Annotated in this window: 19 protein-coding genes and 1 pseudogene; 12 read left to right on the top strand and 8 right to left on the bottom strand. The window is 64.9% G+C overall.

The features are described 5' to 3' along the window. Positions 1-281: 281 nt before the first annotated feature. A complete protein-coding gene (locus Q3C01_RS28790) occupies positions 282-941 on the top strand; it encodes a peroxiredoxin (protein ID WP_458148666.1) in 660 nt (219 codons plus the stop codon). Between the two features lie 81 nt (positions 942-1,022). On the opposite strand, the gene Q3C01_RS28795 is transcribed toward Q3C01_RS28790, so the two are convergent. Beyond that, positions 1,023-2,759 (bottom strand): methyl-accepting chemotaxis protein, encoded by a 1,737-nt coding sequence (locus Q3C01_RS28795; RefSeq protein ID WP_458148667.1) that lies wholly within the window; start codon positions 2,757-2,759, stop codon positions 1,023-1,025. A gap of 120 nt (positions 2,760-2,879) precedes the next feature. Here Q3C01_RS28795 and Q3C01_RS28800 point away from each other — a divergent pair, with 120 nt between their 5' ends. After that, positions 2,880-4,319, top strand: a complete 1,440-nt coding sequence (locus Q3C01_RS28800; RefSeq protein ID WP_458148668.1) for a cryptochrome/photolyase family protein — start codon at positions 2,880-2,882, stop codon at positions 4,317-4,319. A 66-nt stretch (positions 4,320-4,385) separates the two neighbouring features. Continuing rightward, the gene (locus Q3C01_RS28805; RefSeq protein WP_458148669.1) at positions 4,386-4,637 is read left to right on the top strand and encodes a hypothetical protein; all 252 of its coding nucleotides are present in this window, start codon (positions 4,386-4,388) and stop codon (positions 4,635-4,637) included. 90 nt (positions 4,638-4,727) lie between these two features. On the opposite strand, the gene Q3C01_RS28810 is transcribed toward Q3C01_RS28805, so the two are convergent. Continuing rightward, a complete protein-coding gene (locus Q3C01_RS28810; protein WP_458148670.1) occupies positions 4,728-5,600 on the bottom strand; it encodes a DMT family transporter in 873 nt (290 codons plus the stop codon). Positions 5,601-5,719: 119 nt separating this feature from the next. Next, entirely contained in the window at positions 5,720-6,166 is a 447-nt protein-coding gene (locus Q3C01_RS28815; RefSeq protein WP_458148671.1) for a hypothetical protein, read from the bottom strand. Positions 6,167-6,454: 288 nt separating this feature from the next. Between Q3C01_RS28815 and Q3C01_RS28820 the strand changes: the two genes are divergently transcribed. Beyond that, positions 6,455-6,718, top strand: a complete 264-nt coding sequence (locus Q3C01_RS28820) for a hypothetical protein (RefSeq protein WP_458148672.1) — start codon at positions 6,455-6,457, stop codon at positions 6,716-6,718. Between the two features lie 41 nt (positions 6,719-6,759). On the opposite strand, the pseudogene Q3C01_RS28825 reads toward Q3C01_RS28820, so the two are convergent. Together Q3C01_RS28825 and Q3C01_RS28830 are read right to left on the bottom strand one after the other, a co-directional pair. Then, positions 6,760-7,007 (bottom strand): annotated as a pseudogene (locus Q3C01_RS28825) (host attachment protein); the annotation flags it as partial. A gap of 98 nt (positions 7,008-7,105) precedes the next feature. Further along, positions 7,106-7,516, bottom strand: coding sequence for a DUF3775 domain-containing protein (locus Q3C01_RS28830; protein WP_458148673.1), 411 nt, complete (start codon positions 7,514-7,516; stop codon positions 7,106-7,108). 270 nt (positions 7,517-7,786) lie between these two features. Here Q3C01_RS28830 and Q3C01_RS28835 point away from each other — a divergent pair, with 270 nt between their 5' ends. Beyond that, positions 7,787-8,047 carry a hypothetical protein gene (locus tag Q3C01_RS28835; RefSeq protein WP_458148674.1) on the top strand — a complete coding sequence of 87 codons (261 nt, stop codon included), beginning with the start codon at positions 7,787-7,789 and terminating at the stop codon, positions 8,045-8,047. Between the two features lie 119 nt (positions 8,048-8,166). Beyond that, a complete protein-coding gene (locus tag Q3C01_RS28840; RefSeq protein WP_458148675.1) occupies positions 8,167-8,340 on the top strand; it encodes a hypothetical protein in 174 nt (57 codons plus the stop codon). A 51-nt stretch (positions 8,341-8,391) separates the two neighbouring features. Here the strand turns inward: Q3C01_RS28840 and hutU are convergent, their stop codons facing one another. Genes hutU through hutI form a run of 3 tightly spaced genes read right to left on the bottom strand, consistent with a single transcriptional unit; the run spans position 8,392 to position 12,844 of the window. Continuing rightward, on the bottom strand, positions 8,392-10,062 hold the full coding sequence (gene hutU, locus Q3C01_RS28845; protein WP_458148676.1) for a urocanate hydratase: 1,671 nt from the start codon (positions 10,060-10,062) through the stop codon (positions 8,392-8,394). An 11-nt stretch (positions 10,063-10,073) separates the two neighbouring features. Next, entirely contained in the window at positions 10,074-11,633 is a 1,560-nt protein-coding gene (hutH, locus tag Q3C01_RS28850; protein WP_458148677.1) for a histidine ammonia-lyase, read from the bottom strand. Continuing rightward, positions 11,630-12,844: an imidazolonepropionase gene (gene hutI, locus Q3C01_RS28855; protein WP_458148678.1), complete on the bottom strand. Its 1,215-nt coding sequence runs from the start codon at positions 12,842-12,844 to the stop codon at positions 11,630-11,632. The genes hutH and hutI overlap by 4 nt, the downstream gene beginning before the upstream one ends. An 84-nt stretch (positions 12,845-12,928) precedes the next feature. Here hutI and Q3C01_RS28860 point away from each other — a divergent pair, with 84 nt between their 5' ends. From Q3C01_RS28860 to Q3C01_RS28885, 6 genes are all read left to right on the top strand, one after another. Further along, positions 12,929-14,287, top strand: a complete 1,359-nt coding sequence (locus Q3C01_RS28860) for a formimidoylglutamate deiminase (RefSeq protein ID WP_458148679.1) — start codon at positions 12,929-12,931, stop codon at positions 14,285-14,287. Continuing rightward, a complete protein-coding gene (gene hutC, locus Q3C01_RS28865) occupies positions 14,284-15,015 on the top strand; it encodes a histidine utilization repressor (protein WP_458148680.1) in 732 nt (243 codons plus the stop codon). The genes Q3C01_RS28860 and hutC overlap by 4 nt, the downstream gene beginning before the upstream one ends. Positions 15,016-15,100: 85 nt before the next feature. After that, the gene (locus tag Q3C01_RS28870; RefSeq protein ID WP_458148681.1) at positions 15,101-16,045 is read left to right on the top strand and encodes an ABC transporter substrate-binding protein; all 945 of its coding nucleotides are present in this window, start codon (positions 15,101-15,103) and stop codon (positions 16,043-16,045) included. An 81-nt stretch (positions 16,046-16,126) separates the two neighbouring features. Continuing rightward, a complete protein-coding gene (locus Q3C01_RS28875; protein ID WP_027525944.1) occupies positions 16,127-16,900 on the top strand; it encodes an ABC transporter permease in 774 nt (257 codons plus the stop codon). Beyond that, a complete protein-coding gene (locus tag Q3C01_RS28880) occupies positions 16,897-17,682 on the top strand; it encodes an ABC transporter ATP-binding protein (protein ID WP_458148682.1) in 786 nt (261 codons plus the stop codon). Before Q3C01_RS28875 ends, Q3C01_RS28880 begins: the two co-directional genes overlap by 4 nt. After that, complete coding sequence (locus Q3C01_RS28885) at positions 17,675-18,916, top strand: Zn-dependent hydrolase (protein WP_458148683.1); 1,242 nt, start codon at positions 17,675-17,677, stop codon at positions 18,914-18,916. Before Q3C01_RS28880 ends, Q3C01_RS28885 begins: the two co-directional genes overlap by 8 nt. The last annotated feature ends 2 nt before the right edge of the window (positions 18,917-18,918 follow it).

Genomic DNA, 18,918 nt, shown 5'->3' on the forward strand with positions numbered 1-18,918 from the left:
GCCGATTGGTCGCTGTCGGGACCGTTTCGGTTCTATCCAATGTCGGGCGGCGTGGTGCGGGTCATAAAAGGCAATATCGCGGCAATCCAGCCCTTTCCCGCCGGTGGGGATATTTCGCCGCAGCAGCGCGTGCGGCAAGAAGGTGCTAGAAGATCGGCGTGTTGAGAGAATGATTTCACATTTTACTTGAACGGGTTCACTTCGGACCTTCCCCGTCTTATATTCCACTGAAAGCCTCTAGAACGAATTCATCAGCAACTTCAATGAGATGAGGTAGAACCATGCCACTTCCGATCGGCGCCACCGCCCCCGACTTCGAAGCCGAAACCACCGAAGGGAAAATTAAATTCCACGACTGGATCGGCGACAGCTGGGCCCTTCTGTTCTCGCATCCCAAGGATTTTACCCCGGTCTGCACCACCGAGCTCGGCGCCCTCGCCAAGCTGAAGCCCGAGTTCGACAAGCGCGGCGTCAAGCTGGTGGGCCTGTCGGTCGATCCGGTCGACCGGCATTCCAAATGGGCCGAGGACATCAAGGAAACGCAAGGTGCCGCCCCGAACTATCCGCTGATCGGCGACACCGACTTCAACGTCTCGAAACTCTACGAGATGCTGCCGGCCTCGACCTCGGGCGATCCCCTCACCCGGACGCCGGCCGACAACCAGACCGTCCGCAACGTCTTTGTCATCGGCCCGGACAAAAAGATCAAGCTGGTGCTGGTCTATCCGATGACCACGGGACGCAACTTCCAGGAAATCCTTCGCGCGATCGACTCGCTCCAGCTCACGGCCAAGCATCGCGTCGCGACGCCGGCTGACTGGAAGCACGGTGAAGACGTCATCATTGCCGGCTCGGTCTCCAACGACGAGGCCAAGACGATCTATCCGCAGGGCTGGAAGGAGCCGAAGCCCTACATCCGGATCGTGCCGCAGCCGAAATAACGGCCCTACCCGGTCGTACGGTTCGCCACCAGCAGACCGCGTCACGAGGGCGGGCCTGAGTGTTTCAGCCCGCCGCTCCGATCAGGCTGCGCGCACGCGGTCGAGGAATTTCTCGACCTCTGCCTTCAGATTGAGGCTCTCGCCTGACAACGCCTGGGCCGAGGCGAACATCCGGCTCGAAGTCTCGCCGGTCTCGTTCGCTCCCTTGGCCGCATGCCGGACATTGGCGGCGACATCCGCCGTGCCGCTTGCCGCAGCCCGAACGCTGCCGGCGATGTTGTGGGTGGCGCTTCTCTGCTGCTCAACCGCCGCAGAGATCGACGTAGCGATGCCGCTGATACGCTCGATGGTCTGGCCGATGGCCTTGATGGCGGCGACCGACTCTTCGGTCGCGAGCTGCATGCTGGCGATCTGACTGGAGATCTCGTCGGTCGCCTTGGCGGTCTGGCCCGCGAGCGTCTTGACCTCCTGCGCCACGACCGCAAAGCCGCGTCCCGCATCGCCTGCGCGCGCGGCCTCGATGGTGGCGTTGAGCGCCAGCAGATTGGTCTGCTCGGCGATCGAGGTGATCAGCTTGACGACGTCGCCGATGCGGGCGCCCGCTTCCGAAAGCTGCGCGATGCGGTGGTCGGTGGCCTCCGCCTGCCGTACCGCCTCGGCTGAAATCTCGTTCGACTCCTGCACCCTGCGGGTGATCTCGGTGATCGATTTAGAAAGCTCGTCTGAAGCCGCAGCCGCCGACTTCACGTGCTCGGAGGCGGTCTCGGAGGCGCCTGCGGACTGTGCCGACAGGTCGGCGGTCGAACGGGCGGTATCGGTCAGTTGCCGGGCAACGCGCTCGAACTCGCTCGAAGAGTCCAGCACGTTGTTGAGGATGCCGCCGACGCTGCCACGGAACTCGTCGACGAAGTTGCGCAGCTCGGACTTGCGCTGCTCGGCGGCCGCAGCCGTAGTCGCAGCCTGCTCGCTGCGCAGGCGCGCCCGCTCCAGCGAATTGCTCTTGAACACCGCGACCGTGCGCGCGATCTCACCGATCTCGTCCGCCCGGTCCTCACAATCGATGGTGATGTCGTTCTGGCCATTGGCCAGCGCCGTCAGCGAGCTCGTCACCGAGCTCAGCGGCCTGGTCACACGGCGCACGACCAGCATGGTCAGAGCGAGCACCAGCAGCGCTGCGATGCCGGCGGCAATCGCCATGTTGCGGATCGCCTCCGCCATCATGCTTTCGAAGTGCGCCATCGGGATGCCGACGTAGAGAATGCCGACGACCTTGCCGGCCGCATCCGAGACCGGGAAATAAGCGGTCATGAAGGACTTGCCGAACAGCGTGGCCTGCCCCTTATAGGCCTCGCCCTTGCGCAAGGGGACCTGGCCGGGGTGATCGGCGGCGAGCTGGGTGCCGACGGCGCGGTCGCCGTTCTCCTTCTTCACATTGGTCGAGCGGCGGACGAACTGCCCACTGGCGTCGTCGAACACGAACAGCGTGGCGTTGCCGCCGACATAGGACACGGCGCGATCGACGATCGCATGGTCCTTGAAGTCGGGCATCTTGGGGATCTCGGCGCGGACGACCATGCCGTCCCTCATCGTGATCCTGGCGTCGGGAACGATCTCGGCGAAGGCGAGCGCCAGCGTGCGCAGATTGACCTCGATGTCGCGCAGCGCGCGATCGTTGAACTCGGACGTGAGAGACCAGTAGCCCGCACCGACCACGAGTGCCGTATTCACCGCAATCAGGAGCACCGCGCACAGCACCGCCTTGGTGCCGAGCTTGAACCGGAACTGCGGCAGGACCTTCCCAGTCAAAGGATTGGACATGAAACTCCCCCAAAAAACGGCCGTATATTTGAGGGACCGGCTTACGATCGCATTAACGGCCGTTCGCAACTGCAGCCGGCGACATGCCTTCCAAAAGGTGAACGAGGATCTTTCCCGACCATGCCAAGCCCGCGGCCGATCATCGTCTGGTTCCGCGATGACCTGCGACTCTCCGACCACCCGGCCCTCCACGCCGTCACGCGGACTGGCGCGCCGGTAATCTGCCTCTATGTCCTCGACGACACCGTGGGACGGCCGCTCGGTGCCGCGGCGCGCTGGTGGCTGGCGCAGTCGCTGCGGTCGCTTGCCGCAGGCCTCGCCGCGATCGGCGGCGCGGTCACGCTGCGCAGGGGACCGGCGGTCACGGTGATCCCCGAGGTGGCACGCGAAAACGAAGCGGTCGCAGTCTACTGGAACGAGATCGCGCAGGCGCCGCATCAAGCGCTTGAGACGAAACTCAAGGAGAGCCTCGCAAAGCTCGGCGTCGACGCACAAAGCTTCCCCGGTGACCTCCTGGCCTCGCCAAGCACGATCCGCAACAAGGAGGGCCGCGGCTTGCGCGTGTTCACGCCATTCTGGCGGCGCGTGCTGGCGCTGGGCGATCCGCCCAAACCGCTGCCGGCGCCGAAAGCGCTGCGGGCAGGTCCAGCGCTTGCGGGCGATGCCCTCGAAAGCTGCGAGCTCGAACCGACACGGCCCGATTGGGCCGGCGGCCTGCGCGAGAGCTGGCAGCCCGGCGAGACCCAGGCCCACGGCCGGCTGCGCGATTTCCTCAAGACCGCCGCGCGCGGCTATGCCAGCGAGCGCGACCGGCCTGACCTGCCGGGCATCTCGCGGCTGTCACCGCATCTGCGCTTCGGCGAGATCAGCCCGCGCCAGCTCTGGCACACCGCACGGTTTGCCGCCGCCGAGGACCCCGCCCTTGCGAGCGGTGTCGAGAAATTCCTCGGCGAGCTCGGCTGGCGCGAATTCTGCCGTCACCTCCTGTTCGACCATCCCGACCTCGCAACGGAGAACCTGCAACCCGGCTTCGACGCCTTCCCGTGGAAGCACGACGCGAAGGCGCTCGCCGCTTGGCAGCGCGGCCGGACCGGCTATCCCATAGTCGATGCCGGCCTGCGCGAGCTCTGGCACAGCGGCGTGATGCACAACCGGGTGCGGATGGTCGTGGCCTCCTTCCTGGTCAAGCATCTCCTGATCGACTGGCGACAAGGCGAAGGGTGGTTCTGGGACACGCTGGTCGATGCCGACGCCGGCAGCAACCCCGCCAACTGGCAATGGGTCGCCGGCTGCGGCGCCGACGCCGCGCCCTATTTCCGTATCTTCAATCCGGTGCTCCAGGGCGAGAAGTTCGATCCTGATGGCACCTATGTGCGGCGCTGGGTGCCCGAACTGAAGCATCTGCCGGCGAAGCTGATCCATCACCCCTGGAAGGCGACACCGATCGAGCTTGCGAGCGCAGGCGTCGAGCTCGGCTCCGGCTATCCGCGTCCATTTGTCGATCATGCCAAGGGGCGCGAGCGCGCCCTCGCAGCTTACGCGAAGATCCGCAAAGGTTGAGCGTCGCTTTGACAGGTTGTCGAATCCCGTTATCGTCATCGCTCCGTTCAAACCTTGGGGGACGATATGAAAGACGACGCACCCGTCATTGAGCCGGCGATCGAAGCGATGCCCGTCGCCGAGACGCCGAAAGAGGCTGCAAAGCCGAAGAAGACCCGGAAAGCCGCCAAGAAGGTCGCAAAGAAAGTAGCGGCGAAGAAGACGGCGAAGAAGGCCAAGAAAGCTTCCAAGAAGGCTTCCAAGAAGAAAGCCGCCAAGAAGGCTCCCAAGAAGGCCGCGAAGAAGGCCTCCAAGAAAAAGAAGAAAGCCAAGCGTTGATCGCAGATCCAAGATCAGGCCTCCGGGTGCCCAGCGCCCGGCGGCTCTGCGTACTGTTCTCGCCCGCCGCGTCGAGGCCCGTCCGCGCGGCTAGAAACGCCTGTTGACCACGAATACCGCCGCCGCACAGATCGCCATGCCGGCAACGGCCACCGCATCGAGCCGTTCGCCGAACAGCAGATAGGCCATCAGCGCCGTGACCGCGGGCACCAGGTAAAACAGGCTCGCAACCGCGGTCGCGGCCGAACGCCGGATCAGCCAGTACAACAGGCCGATTGACCCGATCGACAGCGCCACCGCGAGCCAGGCCAGCCCCAGCACGAATTCCCGCGTCCAGTGCACCACGCGGTCTTCGAAGGCGAAGGCCCCCGCCGCAAAGAACAGTGTCACTGCGACATATTGCACGAGATTGCCGGCGCGCCAGTCGATGTGGTTGCAGTAGCGGCGCTGGTAGAGCGTGCCGAGCGTGATGCTGATCAGCGAGACGACCGAGGCAAGCCATCCAAGGCCTGCCTCTCCGGTCATCGGACGATTGTGCAGGATCAGCACCACGCCACCGAGACCGAACAAGAGCCCGCCCCATTGCAGCGGCGTCACCCGCTCGCCGAGCCAGCGATTGGCGATGGTCGAGGTCAGGATCGGCTGGAGGCCCGGGATAAGCGCGGAAAGGCCGGCGGGAATCGAATGCGCGATCGCGATCGCAGTGCCGCCGAGATAGAAACCGTGAACGAGAATGCCCGCGACCGCGCTGTGGGCAATGCCGGTCCCGTCCGGCCATTTGGGACGTGCAATTGCCACGATGATCGCCATCAACCCGACCACGATCGCCATGCGAATGGCGAGGTAGGTCAAGGGGTCGGCGTTGTTGACGACGGATTTGGTGGCGATGAACCCGGTACTCCACAGCACGACGAAGAGGACCGGCGCCGCGCGTGCGGCCCAATTTTCTTGATTATGATTCATTGCCGCTCTCATTGCCCGACCATGGGAAGCGCGGCAATGCAAATTTCGGCGGATCCCTTGCTGCGCTGCACGAAGGACGTGCAGGCTGCGACGAGGACGACGTCAGCCGGCGCGGCCGCTCACCACTCGTCGGGACAGGGGTCGACGATCTTCCAGAGATCGACGCCGTTCTTGATCTTCTTCATCTCGGGGGTGAGCCCGCCATTGCGCTGGATCCAGTCCTTCACCGTGTCCGGGTAATAGGACATCAGGTCGGACGTGCCCGCGGCGCTGGTCACCTTGATGCCGAAGGTGAATGCCTTGTCGTAATAGGCCTGGTGAAAGCCGAGGCTGGCGCGTGGCGTCACGCAGATCTTGTTCATGGGCACGATGCCCAGGACCAGGGTGCAGGCCGAATTGCAGATGCCGTCGATGATGACCCGCTCGCCCTTGTCGCGGATGCGCTTGTACTTGGCCTTGTATTCCTCGACGTAACCGCCGTGGTCGCGCGTGATGTGCAAATCCGCGCGCGCGGGGGCCGCGGCGACGCAGGACAGCAACAGCAGGCTGATGGGCGTGATGCGCATTGCAGAGTAACGGCTGAAGCCTTGTTTGAAGGAAGCCGACCTCATAGAGAGCCCCAAGGGGCCGGCCACCGGATGCGAACGAACTCTTGGCCAAACTGTGTTGGGAATCCGTTAAGCATCCGGAAAAGGCCAAAAATGGGCAGACCTTGGGGTTCGCTGGCGGTCCCGGCAGCACCAAGGCGCGAATCTGTGGAATTTCACCAGGTTTACGGCCGCAAAGCGGGTGCCCTACGGGCCGCAAATCGCTATAAGATCGTTGTCGGTCAGGTCGGCTTCCGGAGAATCAAGATGAGCAAGTTGAAGTGCCTTGCGGCGGTCGCCGCCCTGTCGGTGGTGACGCTCGCCCCGAGCCTGTCCGAGGCGCGGGTCCATCACCGGTATCACCACCACTACGCCAATCCGCTGCCCTACCCGATCAGCTACATCCACAATTACGGTCCGGGAGTCACGTCCGGCCGCTTCGCCTATTACGACGGGCCGTCGACCAACCACTGTTACCAGGGCTCGGCCGCCTATATCGGCCAGGATCGGCGCCGGCATCCCTGCTTCTGAGGGACGCTGACGCGGTGCCGGCGCAAACCTATCGCGCCGGACGCCAGGAGCTGCTGCTCGATCTCATAAACCTGCAGCCTGACGAGGTCCTTGCCGACCTCGCCATGCAGCGTCTTGCGCACTGCGGCCGAGTATTCGGCCCGGATCATGCCGAGCGCACGGGTGAGGCCACCACCATGGCCAGCGCCGCGGTCTCGCCGGATGTGACCGCGCTATCGAGCCGGCCGGCCAAGCTCTTCAGGAAGGCACGCTCCGCCTCGTCATGCCAGTCGGTCTGCTCGACCGAGTTGGTCATTGCAGTACTCCAGGAATGGCGCGGGCGCCGCGAAAGACCACCCCGCGCAAAACGATGCACGCCGGCCGGTCACCGCCCCGGTCACCGGCCGGTCAGAGATGCTCTTCGAACTCCTCGAAGGACTTGCCGAACTGCGTCATCGCCTCCTCCAGATAGTCCGCGAGCATCGGCGTCGCGATCAGATAGGAGGCGGTACGATTGTTGTGAGCCTGCGCCGCCTGCGACTGCAGCTCGGGCCAGGTCGAAAGGTCGCCGTCACCGCGGCCGAGCCACGTCAGCGCCACGAGATCAATCTGCTCGTCGACATTGAGGTCGCGTATGAAGCCGGCCAGCTCCGCGCGGTCGGTCGCCTCTCCCCGGCCGCCGCGGCCATAACTCATGTCATCGTCGCCGCTGTCCAGGATGACGCCACCACCGTCTGCCCCACTGTCGGACTGGCGAGACTTCGCGATGATGAAGAAGACCTTTTCGGGCGAGATCGACAGGCTGGGAATGGTCCGCATGGTGCTTCACCTTCTTGAGGGACCGGCGTATCGCCGCCGCACTCACACCAAGCAGACTATAAGTGCCGGAGGGCACGCGAATTGCGCAAGATCAAGTATCAAAGCGGCGCAGAGCCGTTGTCTCCACTCGACGGCGTGCTGGATTGGGGGCGGAATTGGGCGGTGACCGCCCGGCTGAAGATTTGTTCATCAGCATTACATTTCGGCTCTGCCACAATTTCATCAGAACCAATTCTGATATCTGGGTTCCCGTAATCGGAGGAATACATCATGAAGCTTGGAATTGGCCTCGTTGCCGCATCGTTGTTCGCAGCGGTCGCGGCATCGCCGGCCGCGTCCGCCATGCCGGTCGCACCCGCCCCGCAGGTGACATCGGATGCCCAGCAGGTTCGCTTGGTCTGCGACGCCTGGGGGCGCTGTTGGCGGCAGCCGTCCTACTATTATGGCTACGGCTATGCACCCTATTACGGGCCCAGATATTATGGACCGCGCTATTACGGTCCTCGCTATTATGGCTATCGCCGTTGGTGAGATTTTGAGGGGCCCTTCGGGGCCCCTTCGCATATGCGAGATAGCGTCGTCGGACGAAAGACGATTCCAAAACTGATCCAGATCAAGGACGAAACAAGCCATCCGTCCATGCTGTGCCGATGGCCGATTTGATCGTTTTTCGTTGCCCGCAGACGGGCCTGAATGTGCAAACTCATTTGGAAAAGCAGCAGGGCGCCGAGGGGCGGAGTTTTGAGGCCTTCACCTGCCCCGCCTGCGCGCGCGTCCATTTCATCGATCTGGTGTCCGGACAGCCAATGAGCCGGAATCGCTGAGCAGCTCAACCGCGCGACGGTCAAGGAGACTCCCTTGGAGACGCTGGCCCGCTAACCTGCCAGGCTCGGCAGATCGAGCCCGTTTGCGCGAGCGCAGTCGATCGCGGTCTCGTAGCCGGCGTCCGCGTGACGCATGACGCCGCTCGCCGGATCATTCCACAGCACGCGTTCGAGGCGGCGGGCGGCCTCCGCAGTGCCGTCGGCGACGATCACCATCCCGGCATGTTGCGAATAGCCGATGCCGACGCCGCCGCCGTGATGCAGCGACACCCAGGTGGCTCCGCTGGCACAATTCAGCAGCGCATTGAGCAGCGGCCAGTCCGACACCGCGTCTGAACCGTCGCGCATCGCCTCGGTTTCGCGGTTCGGGCTTGCCACCGAGCCGCTGTCGAGATGGTCGCGGCCGATCACGATCGGCGCCTTCACTTCACCGCGCGCCACCATCTCGTTGAAGGCGAGCCCAAGCCGATGCCGGTCACCGAGACCGACCCAACAGATCCGCGCCGGCAGCCCCTGAAACTTGATGCGCGCCTTTGCCATGTCGAGCCAATTGTGCAGGTGCTTGTCGTGCGGCATCAGCTCCTTCACCCGTGCGTCGGTCTTGAAAATATCCTCGGGATCGCCCGACAGCGCCGCCCAGCGAAACGGCCCGACGCCGCGGCAGAACAGCGGACGGATATAGGCCGGCACGAAGCCGGGGAAATCGAACGCGTTGTTCAATCCCATGTCCTTCGCCATCTGGCGGATGTTGTTGCCGTAGTCGAGCGTGGGAAGCCCTTGCGCGTGGAATTCCAGCATCGCCTTGACGTGGTCGACCATGGAGGATTTTGCCGCGAGCTCAACCGCCTTCGGATCGTCCTTGCGCCTCGCCTCCCACTGCGCAAGCGTCCATCCCTTCGGCAAGTAGCCGTTGATCGGATCGTGGGCGCTGGTCTGATCGGTCACGATGTCAGGCTTGACGCCGCGGCGCACGAGCTCGGGGAAGATGTCGGCGGCGTTGCCAAGCAGCCCGACCGAGACGGGCTTCCTGGTTTGCGCGGCGTCCGCCATCAGTGCGAGTGCTTCATCCAGCGAGCTCGCCTGGCGATCGAGATAGCCGGTGCGCAGGCGCATCTCGATGCGGCTCGGCTGGCACTCGATCGCGAGCAGCGATGCACCGGCCATCGTTGCCGCCAACGGCTGCGCGCCGCCCATGCCACCGAGGCCCGCCGTCAAAATCCATTTGCCGGCAAGGCTGCCGCCATAATGGCGCCGCCCGACCTCGACGAAGGTCTCGTATGTCCCCTGCACGATGCCCTGGCTGCCGATATAGATCCACGAGCCTGCCGTCATCTGGCCGAACATCATCAGCCCGGCCTTGTCGAGTGCGTTGAAGTGATCGAGCGTCGCCCAGTGCGGCACGAGATTGGAATTCGCGATCAGCACCCGCGGCGCATCGGCATGGGTGCGGAAAATGCCGACCGGCTTGCCCGACTGAACGAGCAGCGTCTGGTCGCCCTCGAGCTTGCGCAGCGACGCAACGATCCGGTCAAAACTCTCCCAGTCACGCGCCGCCCGGCCGATCCCGCCATAGACGACGAGCTCGCCCGGCCGCTCGGCGACATCGGGATCGAGATTGTTCATGAGCATGCGCAGCGGTGCCTCCGTCAGCCAGCTCTTGGCGCTGATGTCGGAGCCGCGTGGGGCGCGGATCGTGCGTTCGTTGTCCAATCGGCGATTCATCTGGCGACCTCTCAGGCAAACAATGGAAACGGATCTTTCGCGAGCACCGCGCTCGCCATGCGCGGCAGCGCGCCGGCCTCGACCATCGCCTTGGCTTTGGCAAGGTCGTCGGCCATGTAGCGGTCGGGTCCGAGCGCCGGCACGTCCTCGCGCAAGGCGGCGATGACGGCCGCCAGTGCGGGGCTGGTCAAATGCGGCAGGCGCAGCGTAATGCCCTGCGCGGCGACCAAAAGCTCGATGCCGAGGATGGAGGCGAGATTATCCGCCATGTCGGAGAGCCGCCGCGCGGCATGCGCGGCCATCGACACATGATCTTCCTGATTGGCGCTGGTCGGCGTCGAATCGATCGAGCACGGCGCGGCGCGCTGCTTGTTCTCGGCGTAGAGCGCCGCCGCCGTCACCTCGGCGATCATGAAGCCGGAGTTGAGGCCGGGATCGGGCGTGAGGAACGGCGGCAGGCCGAAGTTCAGCGCGGGATCGACCAGCGTTGCGATGCGCCGTTCGCTGATGGCACCGATTTCAGACAGCGCGAGCGCAATTCCGTCAGCGGCAAAGGCGACCGGCTCGGCGTGGAAATTGCCGCCCGACACGATCTCGCCGGTCTCGACCAGCACCAGCGGGTTGTCCGTGACCGAATTGGCCTCGATTATCAGGGTGCGCGCGGCCTGCGCCAGTACGTCGAGCGCGGCACCGGCGACTTGCGGCTGGCAGCGCAGGCAATAGGGATCCTGCACCCGCTCGTCGCCTTCCAGATGCGACTGACGGATATCGCTGCCCTCCAGCAGGGCCATCAGCGTTGCGCCGGCGGCGACCTGTCCGGCATGGCCGCGCAGCGCCTGGATCTCGGAACGAAACGGCACCGTCGAGGCCATCGCCGCATCGACGGACAGCGCGCCGGTCACCAGCGATGCGCAGGCCAGCGCGTGTGCGCGCAGCAGGCCGGAGATCGCATAAGCCGTGGAGAATTGCGTGCCGTTGATGAGTGCGAGGCCTTCCTTGGGACCAAGCGTCAATGGCGCGAGACCGGCGCGGGCCAGGGCCTCGCCGCCCGGTATGATCGTTCCGCCCACCAGCGCCTGCCCTTCGCCGATCATCACTGCGGCCATGTGCGCGAGCGGCGCCAGATCGCCGGAGGCGCCAACCGAGCCCTGCTGCGGCACCAGCGGGCAGATTCCGCGCGCGAGCATCGCTTCGAGCTGCGCGATGACCTCCCGCCGCACCCCTGATGCGCCGCGCCCCAGCGAGATGATTTTCAGCGCCATCATCAGCCGCACCACCGGCTGCGGCGTCGGCTGTCCCACCCCGCAGCAATGCGACACGATCAGATTGTGCTGAAGCGTCGCCGTCTGGTCGGGCGAGATCCGCTTCGAGGCGAGCTTGCCGAACCCGGTGTTGATGCCGTAGGCTGGTGCAGGCGCCTGCGCGGCCGCGGCCACGATCGCCGACGCCGCGTCGACCGCCGGCCAGAATGACGGATCGAGCTCTACGGTCGCGCCCGCCAGCACCTGCGCGAGATGGCCGAGGCTGACGCGGCCGGGTGTGACAACGATTGGTGTCGCAGCGCCGTTCACTGGCCTCTCCAGACGCGGCGATGCAACGGATTGAAGCCAATCCGGTAGACGAGCTCGGCCGGCCGCTCGACGTCCCAGATCGCGAGGTCGCACCCTTTGCCAGCCTCTAACGTGCCCATTTCCGAAAGCATGCCCAGTGCGCGCGCCCCCTCGCGCGTCACGCCGGCGAGGCATTCGACGACCGTCATTCGGAACAGCGTTGCGCCCATGTTCATCGTGAGCAGCAGCGAGGTGAGCGGCGAGCTGCCGGGATTGCAGTCGGTCGCGAGCGCGATCCTGACGCCATGCTTGCGGAACAGCTCGAGCGGCGGTTTTTGCGTTTCGCGGATGAAATAGAAGGCGCCCGGCAACAGGACGGCTACCGTTCCCGCCTGCGCCAGCGCTGTCGCGCCTCGCTCATCGGTGTGCTCGAGATGATCTGCGGACAGCGCCGAGAATTTCGCGGCCAGCCCTGCACCGCCGAGATTGGAGAGTTGATCGGCGTGCAACTTCACCGGCAAACCGAGCGCTTTTGCCGCCGCGAACACACGCGCCGTTTGCTCTGCCGAGAACGCGATGCCTTCCATGAACGCATCGACAGCGTCGGCAAGCCTGGCCTGCGCCACCGCTGGCAGCATCTCGCGGCACACCAGATCAATGTAGCGATCCTTGTCGCCGCCAGCTTCAACGGGAAGCGCGTGCGCGCCGAGGAAACTCGTGCGGATTGCAACCGGCCGGACGCGCGCGAGCGCGCGGGCGGCACTGAGCTGCCGCATCTCGGTTACCGTGTTGAGACCATAACCCGACTTGATCTCGAGCGTCGTTACGCCCTCACCGATCAGCGCATCTAGCCTCGGCAGCGCACTCACAACGAGCTCCGCCTCGCTCGCCGCCCGCGTTGCCGCAACCGTTGAGACGATGCCGCCGCCGGCGCGTGCGATCTCTTCGTAGCTGGCGCCCGTGAGCCGCAGCTCGAATTCGCGCGCGCGATTGCCGCCGTAGACCAGATGAGTGTGGCAATCGACGAGGCCAGGCGTGATCCACCGCCCCGAGCAGTCGATCCACTCCGCCGCGTCGGCATCCGCCGGAAAGTCCGCGACAGCGCCGGCGTACGCGATGCGGCCATCGCGCGCCGCGACCAGGCCATGCGCGATCTCGCCAAGATCGGGCAGATCGTCCCGCATCGTGGCGAGGCGGGCGTTGTGCCAGATCCGATCGAAGCGCTCTGCCATGCAGGTGTTCCTTCGCTGCCGGACGCTTGACTTATATGTCTAGACATATAATCGTGGCATGGTTCTGTCCAGCCGGCAGGAAACATGACACGACTGCATTTCGCATCCGCGCTGCTGCCCTCGGGCTGGGCCGACGACGTGCAGGTCGTCGTCACCGACGGCACCATCGCCGAAGTCACAGCAGGCGTCGCGCCTGCGGCCGGAGACGAGCGCCATCAACTCGCCATTCCTGGAATCGCGAGCCTGCATAGCCACGCGTTCCAGCGCGGCATGGCGGGGCTCGCCGAGACGCGCGGCAACACCGCGGACACGTTCTGGACCTGGCGCGAGACGATGTATCGCTTCGCGCTCACGATGACGCCCGATGACGTCGAGAGCGTCGCCACCCAGCTCTATGTCGAGATGCTCGAGCAGGGTTTTACCCGCGTCGGCGAGTTCCACTATCTGCACCACGATCACGACGGCGCGGCCTACGCCAACCCGGCGGAAATGGCGATGCGCATCGCCCAGGCCGCCGAAACTGCGGGGATCGCCCTCACCCTGCTGCCGAGCTTTTATGCGCACGGCACGTTCGGGGGAGCTGCGCCACATGCCGGCCAGCGCCGTTTCATCTGCTCGGTCGACCAGTTTGCAAAATTGCTTGCCGCTTCGCGTCAGGCCGTCAGCAGGTTGCCCGGCGCCAATATTGGCATTGCGCCGCACAGCCTGCGCGCCGTGACGCCGGACGAGCTGGCCGCGATCGTTCCCCTCGCGGACGGCGGTCCGATCCATATCCACGCTGCAGAGCAAACCAAAGAGGTGGAGGATTGCCTCGCCTGGTCCGGCAAGCGTCCCGTGGAATGGCTGCTCGAACACGCTCCTCTCGATCGGCGCTGGTGTATCATTCACGCGACCCATACGACGCCAACGGAAGTCGCTTCGCTCGCGAGGACAGGCGCAGTCGTGGGGCTCTGCCCCATGACCGAAGCGAGCCTAGGCGACGGTATTTTTCCCGCGCGCGAATTCCTCGATGCCCAGGGCCGGTTCGGCGTCGGCACCGACTCCAATGTCCTGGTCGGCATTGCCGATGAGCTGCGCCAGCTCGAATATGGCCAGCGGCTGAAGCACCGCGAGCGCAACGTGCTGTCGAACGGACCCGGTGTGTCGACCGGACGCGCTCTGCTCGACGGCGCTTTGGCCGGCGGCGGCCAAGCGCTCGCGCAAGCCGTCGTGGGACTGAAAGCCGGCGCGCGCGCCGACATCGTCGCTCTCGACACGACGCATCCATCGCTTGCCGGGCGCCGTGGTGACGCCGTTCTCGACGGCTGGATCTTTGCGGCGGGCAAAGGCGCGATCGATTGCGTCTGGGCCAGCGGCAGGAAGGTCGTCGAAGGCGGGCAACATATGCTTCGCCGCTCGGCGCGGGAACGCTTCAACACGACGGTGCGGAGGCTCATCGCATGAGCCTTGCCACCGACAAGCTCGACGACAAGCCGACGCTTTACAAGCAGATCAGGCGCGACATCGAGACCAGGATATTGACCGGCGAGTGGCCGCCGGGTCATCGCATTCCGTTCGAGCATCAATTGATGGCGCGCTATCGCTGCTCGCGCATGACGGTGAACAAGGCTCTCTCGGAGCTTGCGCAGGCCGATCTGATCGAGCGGCGCCGGCGGGCCGGCACTTTCGTCCGCCGTCCACAGCATCTGTCCGCGGTGCTCAAGATCGCGGACATTCGCGCGGAGATCACCGCGCTTGGCCGCGGCTATGGCTATCAGCTCGTCCAATGCACGCGCCGCACCGCAAGTGCTGCGGATCGCGCCCGTCTCGGGGTGCGCAAGACGGGCAAGGTGATCGCGATCACCTGCCGCCACAGCGCCGATAACGTGCCGTTCGCGCTCGAGGACAGGCTAATCGATCTCGAGGCCGTACCGGAAGCAGCACACGCCGACTTTGCGGCCGAGCCGCCCGGCTCGTGGCTGCTTCATCATGTCCCATGGACAGAAGCCGAGCATACGATCAGCGCCGTGGTTGCAGATGATCGCACCGCGGACGCGCTCGGCATCGCCGTCGGCGCGCCCTGCCTGGTGATCGACCGCTACACCTGGCGCAGCGCGCGGACGCTGACCGCTGTGCGGCTGCTCTATCCCGGCGAGTCCCACCGTCTCGTCGCCCGTTTCAAGGGAGGTTGAGCGGCGACGTCGCAAGCGGCACAATTCATGCAACGTGGTGAGATCAAGTTCGTTCAGCACATCGATCGGCAAGAGGACAACAATCATGCGTAACACAAAAGCATTCGCAGCCATCATTGCTCTCGCAGTGGCGACGCCGGCGCTCGCCGACGACGTCAAGGTCGGCGTCGGCATCTCCGGATGGACCGGCTTTGCGCCACTGACGCTCGCCAAGGAGGCTGGCATCTTCAAGAAGAACGGCCTCGACGTCACGATCAAGAAGATCCCGCAGAAGGATCGCCACCTCGCCATCGCCTCCGGCGACGTCCAGTGCGCGGCGACAACGGTCGAGACCTGGATCTCCTGGAACGCCAACGGCGTCGCGACCAAGCAGATCTTCCAGCTCGACAAGAGCTACGGCGCCGACGGCATGGCGGTGCGCAACGATCTCGCGGCGATCAAGGATCTGAAGGGCAAGACGGTCGCCGCCTCCGCGCCCGGCACCTCACCCTATTTCGCGCTGGCGTGGATGCTCAAGAAGAACGGCCTCTCCGTGAAGGACGTCACGGTCGTGAACCTCGAGCCGGCCGCGGCCGCGCAGGCTTTCGTCTCCGGCCAGAACGATGCCGCGATGACCTATGAGCCCTATCTTTCGACGGTGCGCGCCGCGCCCGACAAGGGCAAGATCATAGCCACCACGCTCGACTATCCGATGGTGATGGACACGTTCGGCTGCACGCCGAAATTCCTCAGCGAGAATCCCAAGGCAGCCCAGGCGCTGGCCGACAGCTATTTCGAGGCGCTCGACATGATCGCGAAGGATCAGACCAAGGCCTATGAGATCATGGGCGCGGACGTGAAGCAGACCGGCGAGCAGTTCGGCAACTCGGCGAAGTATCTGCGCTGGCAGGACAAGGCCGCGAACCAGAAGTTCTTTGGCGGCGAGTTCCTGGGCTTCAACAAGGATGCCGCGGAACTGCTGCTCGAGATCGGCATCATCAAGCAGGCGCCCAAGGTTGAGGATCTCTTCGACGCGAGCTTCATCAAGTAGTCACCGCCGGCGCCAGGCCGGTTCGCTTCGCATGAAGCGAACCGGTGCATGATCTCGCTTCGTCTGGAAACCTCGCCCGTGATGCGTCCCCTCGATCCCGTGACTGCGAAGCAACGTACGGCCTATGGCCTGGCGTTCTTCGTGCTGTTCGTTGCCTTGTGGTCCTGGGCGACCTTCGGGGGCCATGTATCAAAAACCTTCCTCGCAAACCCGCTGACCATGGTGCAGGAGGGCTTTGAGCTCCTGACCCGGCACGGCTTCCTGTTCGACATCGGCATGACGGTCTGGCGCGTCGTCGGCGGCTTTGCGCTTGCAGCCGTCATTGCCGTGCCGCTCGGCGTGCTGATGGGCGCCTACAAGCCGATCGAGGCCTTTCTCGAGCCGTTCGTGTCCTTCGCGAGATACTTGCCAGCCTCCGCCTTCATCCCGCTCCTCATCCTCTGGGCCGGGATCGGCGAATTGCAAAAGCTGCTCGTCATCTTCATCGGCTCGGTGTTTCAGGTCATCCTGATGGTGGCCGTCACCGTCGGCGCCACCCGGCGCGATCTGGTCGAGGCGGCCTATACGCTAGGGGCCAGCGACCGCGGCATCATCCGCCGCGTGCTGCTGCCCTCCTCCGCCCCGGAGATCGCCGAAATCCTGCGGCTGGTGCTGGGCTGGGCGTGGACCTATGTGATCGTCGCCGAATTGATCGGGTCGTCATCGGGCATCGGCCACATGATCACCGACAGCCAGGCTCTGCTCAACACCGGGCAGATCATCTTCGGCATCATCGTCATCGGCTTGATCGGCCTCGTCTCCGACTTCCTGTTCAAGGCGTTCAATGCGTGGCTGTTTCCGTGGAAGCTCGCATGACCAAGCTCAGGATCGATCAGGTTTCACGAACCTTTCCTGCGCGTGCCGGCCATGCGCCGACCAAGGCGCTCGAGCCGACCAGCCTGGACGTCGGCGACAACGACTTCGTCACCATCCTCGGTCCTTCCGGCTGCGGCAAATCCACCCTGCTCCGCATCGTCGCCGGTCTCGATCGGCCGACCAGCGGGAGCGTCCTCCTCGACGGGCGCGAGGTGAGCGGCCCCGGCGCGGATCGCGGCATGGTGTTTCAGTCCTACACGCTGTTCCCCTGGCTTACCGTGCGGGAGAACATCGCCTTCGGCCTGCGCGAGCGCGGCATTTCGCAAGACGAGCGCGGCAAGATCGCTGACGCCTTCATCCGCCAGGTGGGGCTGTCCGGCTTTGAAAGTCACTGGCCGAAGCAATTGTCCGGCGGCATGCAGCAGCGTACCGCGATCGCGCGCGCGCTCGCCAATGATCCAAAGATACTGCTGCTTGACGAGCCCTTCGGCGCGCTCGACAACCAGACCCGCGCGCTGATGCAGGAGATGCTGCTCGGGATCTGGGAGCGCGACCAGAAGACCGTGCTGTTCGTGACCCACGACATCGAGGAAGCGATTTTCCTCGGCAGCCGCGTCATCGTCATGAGCGCACGGCCCGGCCGCATCAAGGCCGAGATTGCAGTCGACCTGCCGCATCCGCGCTCCTACAAGATCAAGACCACGCCGGAGTTCGTCCGCCTCAAGGAGCGCCTCGTCGAGGAAATCCGCACCGAGGCATTGAAGGTTGCCGAACATGCCTGACAATCGTTCTATCGCCAATGGCGAGCGCGTGCTCGCCGACCTCAATGCGCTCCGCGCCATCGGCGCCTACGAGACTGGCGTGCACAAGCCGACCTTGTCCGAGCCGCATCGCCGCTCGCTTGCATGGCTGGTCGAAAAGCTTCCCGAAGCCGGTCTCACCGGTGCGATCGACGGCATCGGCAATATCCTTGGCACGAGCACGCGAGCGGGACCGAAACTGCTGGCCGGATCGCACCTCGAAAGCCAGAACTACGCCGGCTGGCTCGATGGTCCGCTTGGCGTCGTCTATGCGCTGGAGGCGGCCCGCGTCATCAATTCCGATCCGTCGCTGCCCGGCGCCGTCGAGGTCGCGGCATGGTGCGACGAGGAAGGGCATTTCGGTCACTTCCTCGGCTCGCGGTCCTATGTCGGCGGCGTCAGCGAAGCCGACATCGACGCCGCGCGCAACCGCACCACCGGGCAGAGCATGCGCGAGGCACTATCGGATGCGGGCCTTGCAGGCCGGGCACGTATCGGGGCTGAACCAGGACGCCACATCGGATATCTGGAAGCCCACATCGAGCAAGGCGACGCGCTCGAGACGAGCGGCCTTGCGATCGGCGTAGTCACCTCGATCGTGGGCATCTGGCAGTACCGCATCAACTTCGTCGGCGAGCAGAACCACGCGGGCACGACCCGCATGGCTTCGCGCAAGGACGCAGGCTTGGCGCTGGCCAAATTCTGCGTGGCGATCGACGCGCGGTTTCCGGCCGTGGCAGGGCCGCGCACAGTCTGGACAACGGGCCGCATCACGCTCGATCCGGGAGCACCGAGCATCATTCCGGGTGGCGCCGAGATGCTATTCCAGATCCGCGACGACGATCCGGCCGTAATCGCCCGCCTGGAGGATCTGCTGCGGACGATGATCGATGAGACCAACGCGAATGGCCCCTGTCACGCGACCATGGAGCGGCTACGTACCGGCGTGCCCGCCAGAATGCATCCGCCCTTCCAGGAGACCATTGAAGCTGCGAGCAAGGCCTTTGCGAACGGACGCTCCGCCCGCATGCCCAGCGGCGCCGGCCACGACGCCCAGGTTCTAGCAACCATCATGCCGGCCGCGATGCTGTTCGTGCCATCGATCGGCGGCATCAGCCATCACTGGACCGAGAACACGGCTGACGCCGATATTGTCACCGGCGCCCAGGTGTTCGTGGACGCCTGCCGGCGCATTCTCGCGGGCAAGCCCGCTTGAAC

This window comes from Bradyrhizobium sp. UFLA05-109 (assembly GCF_054185165.1).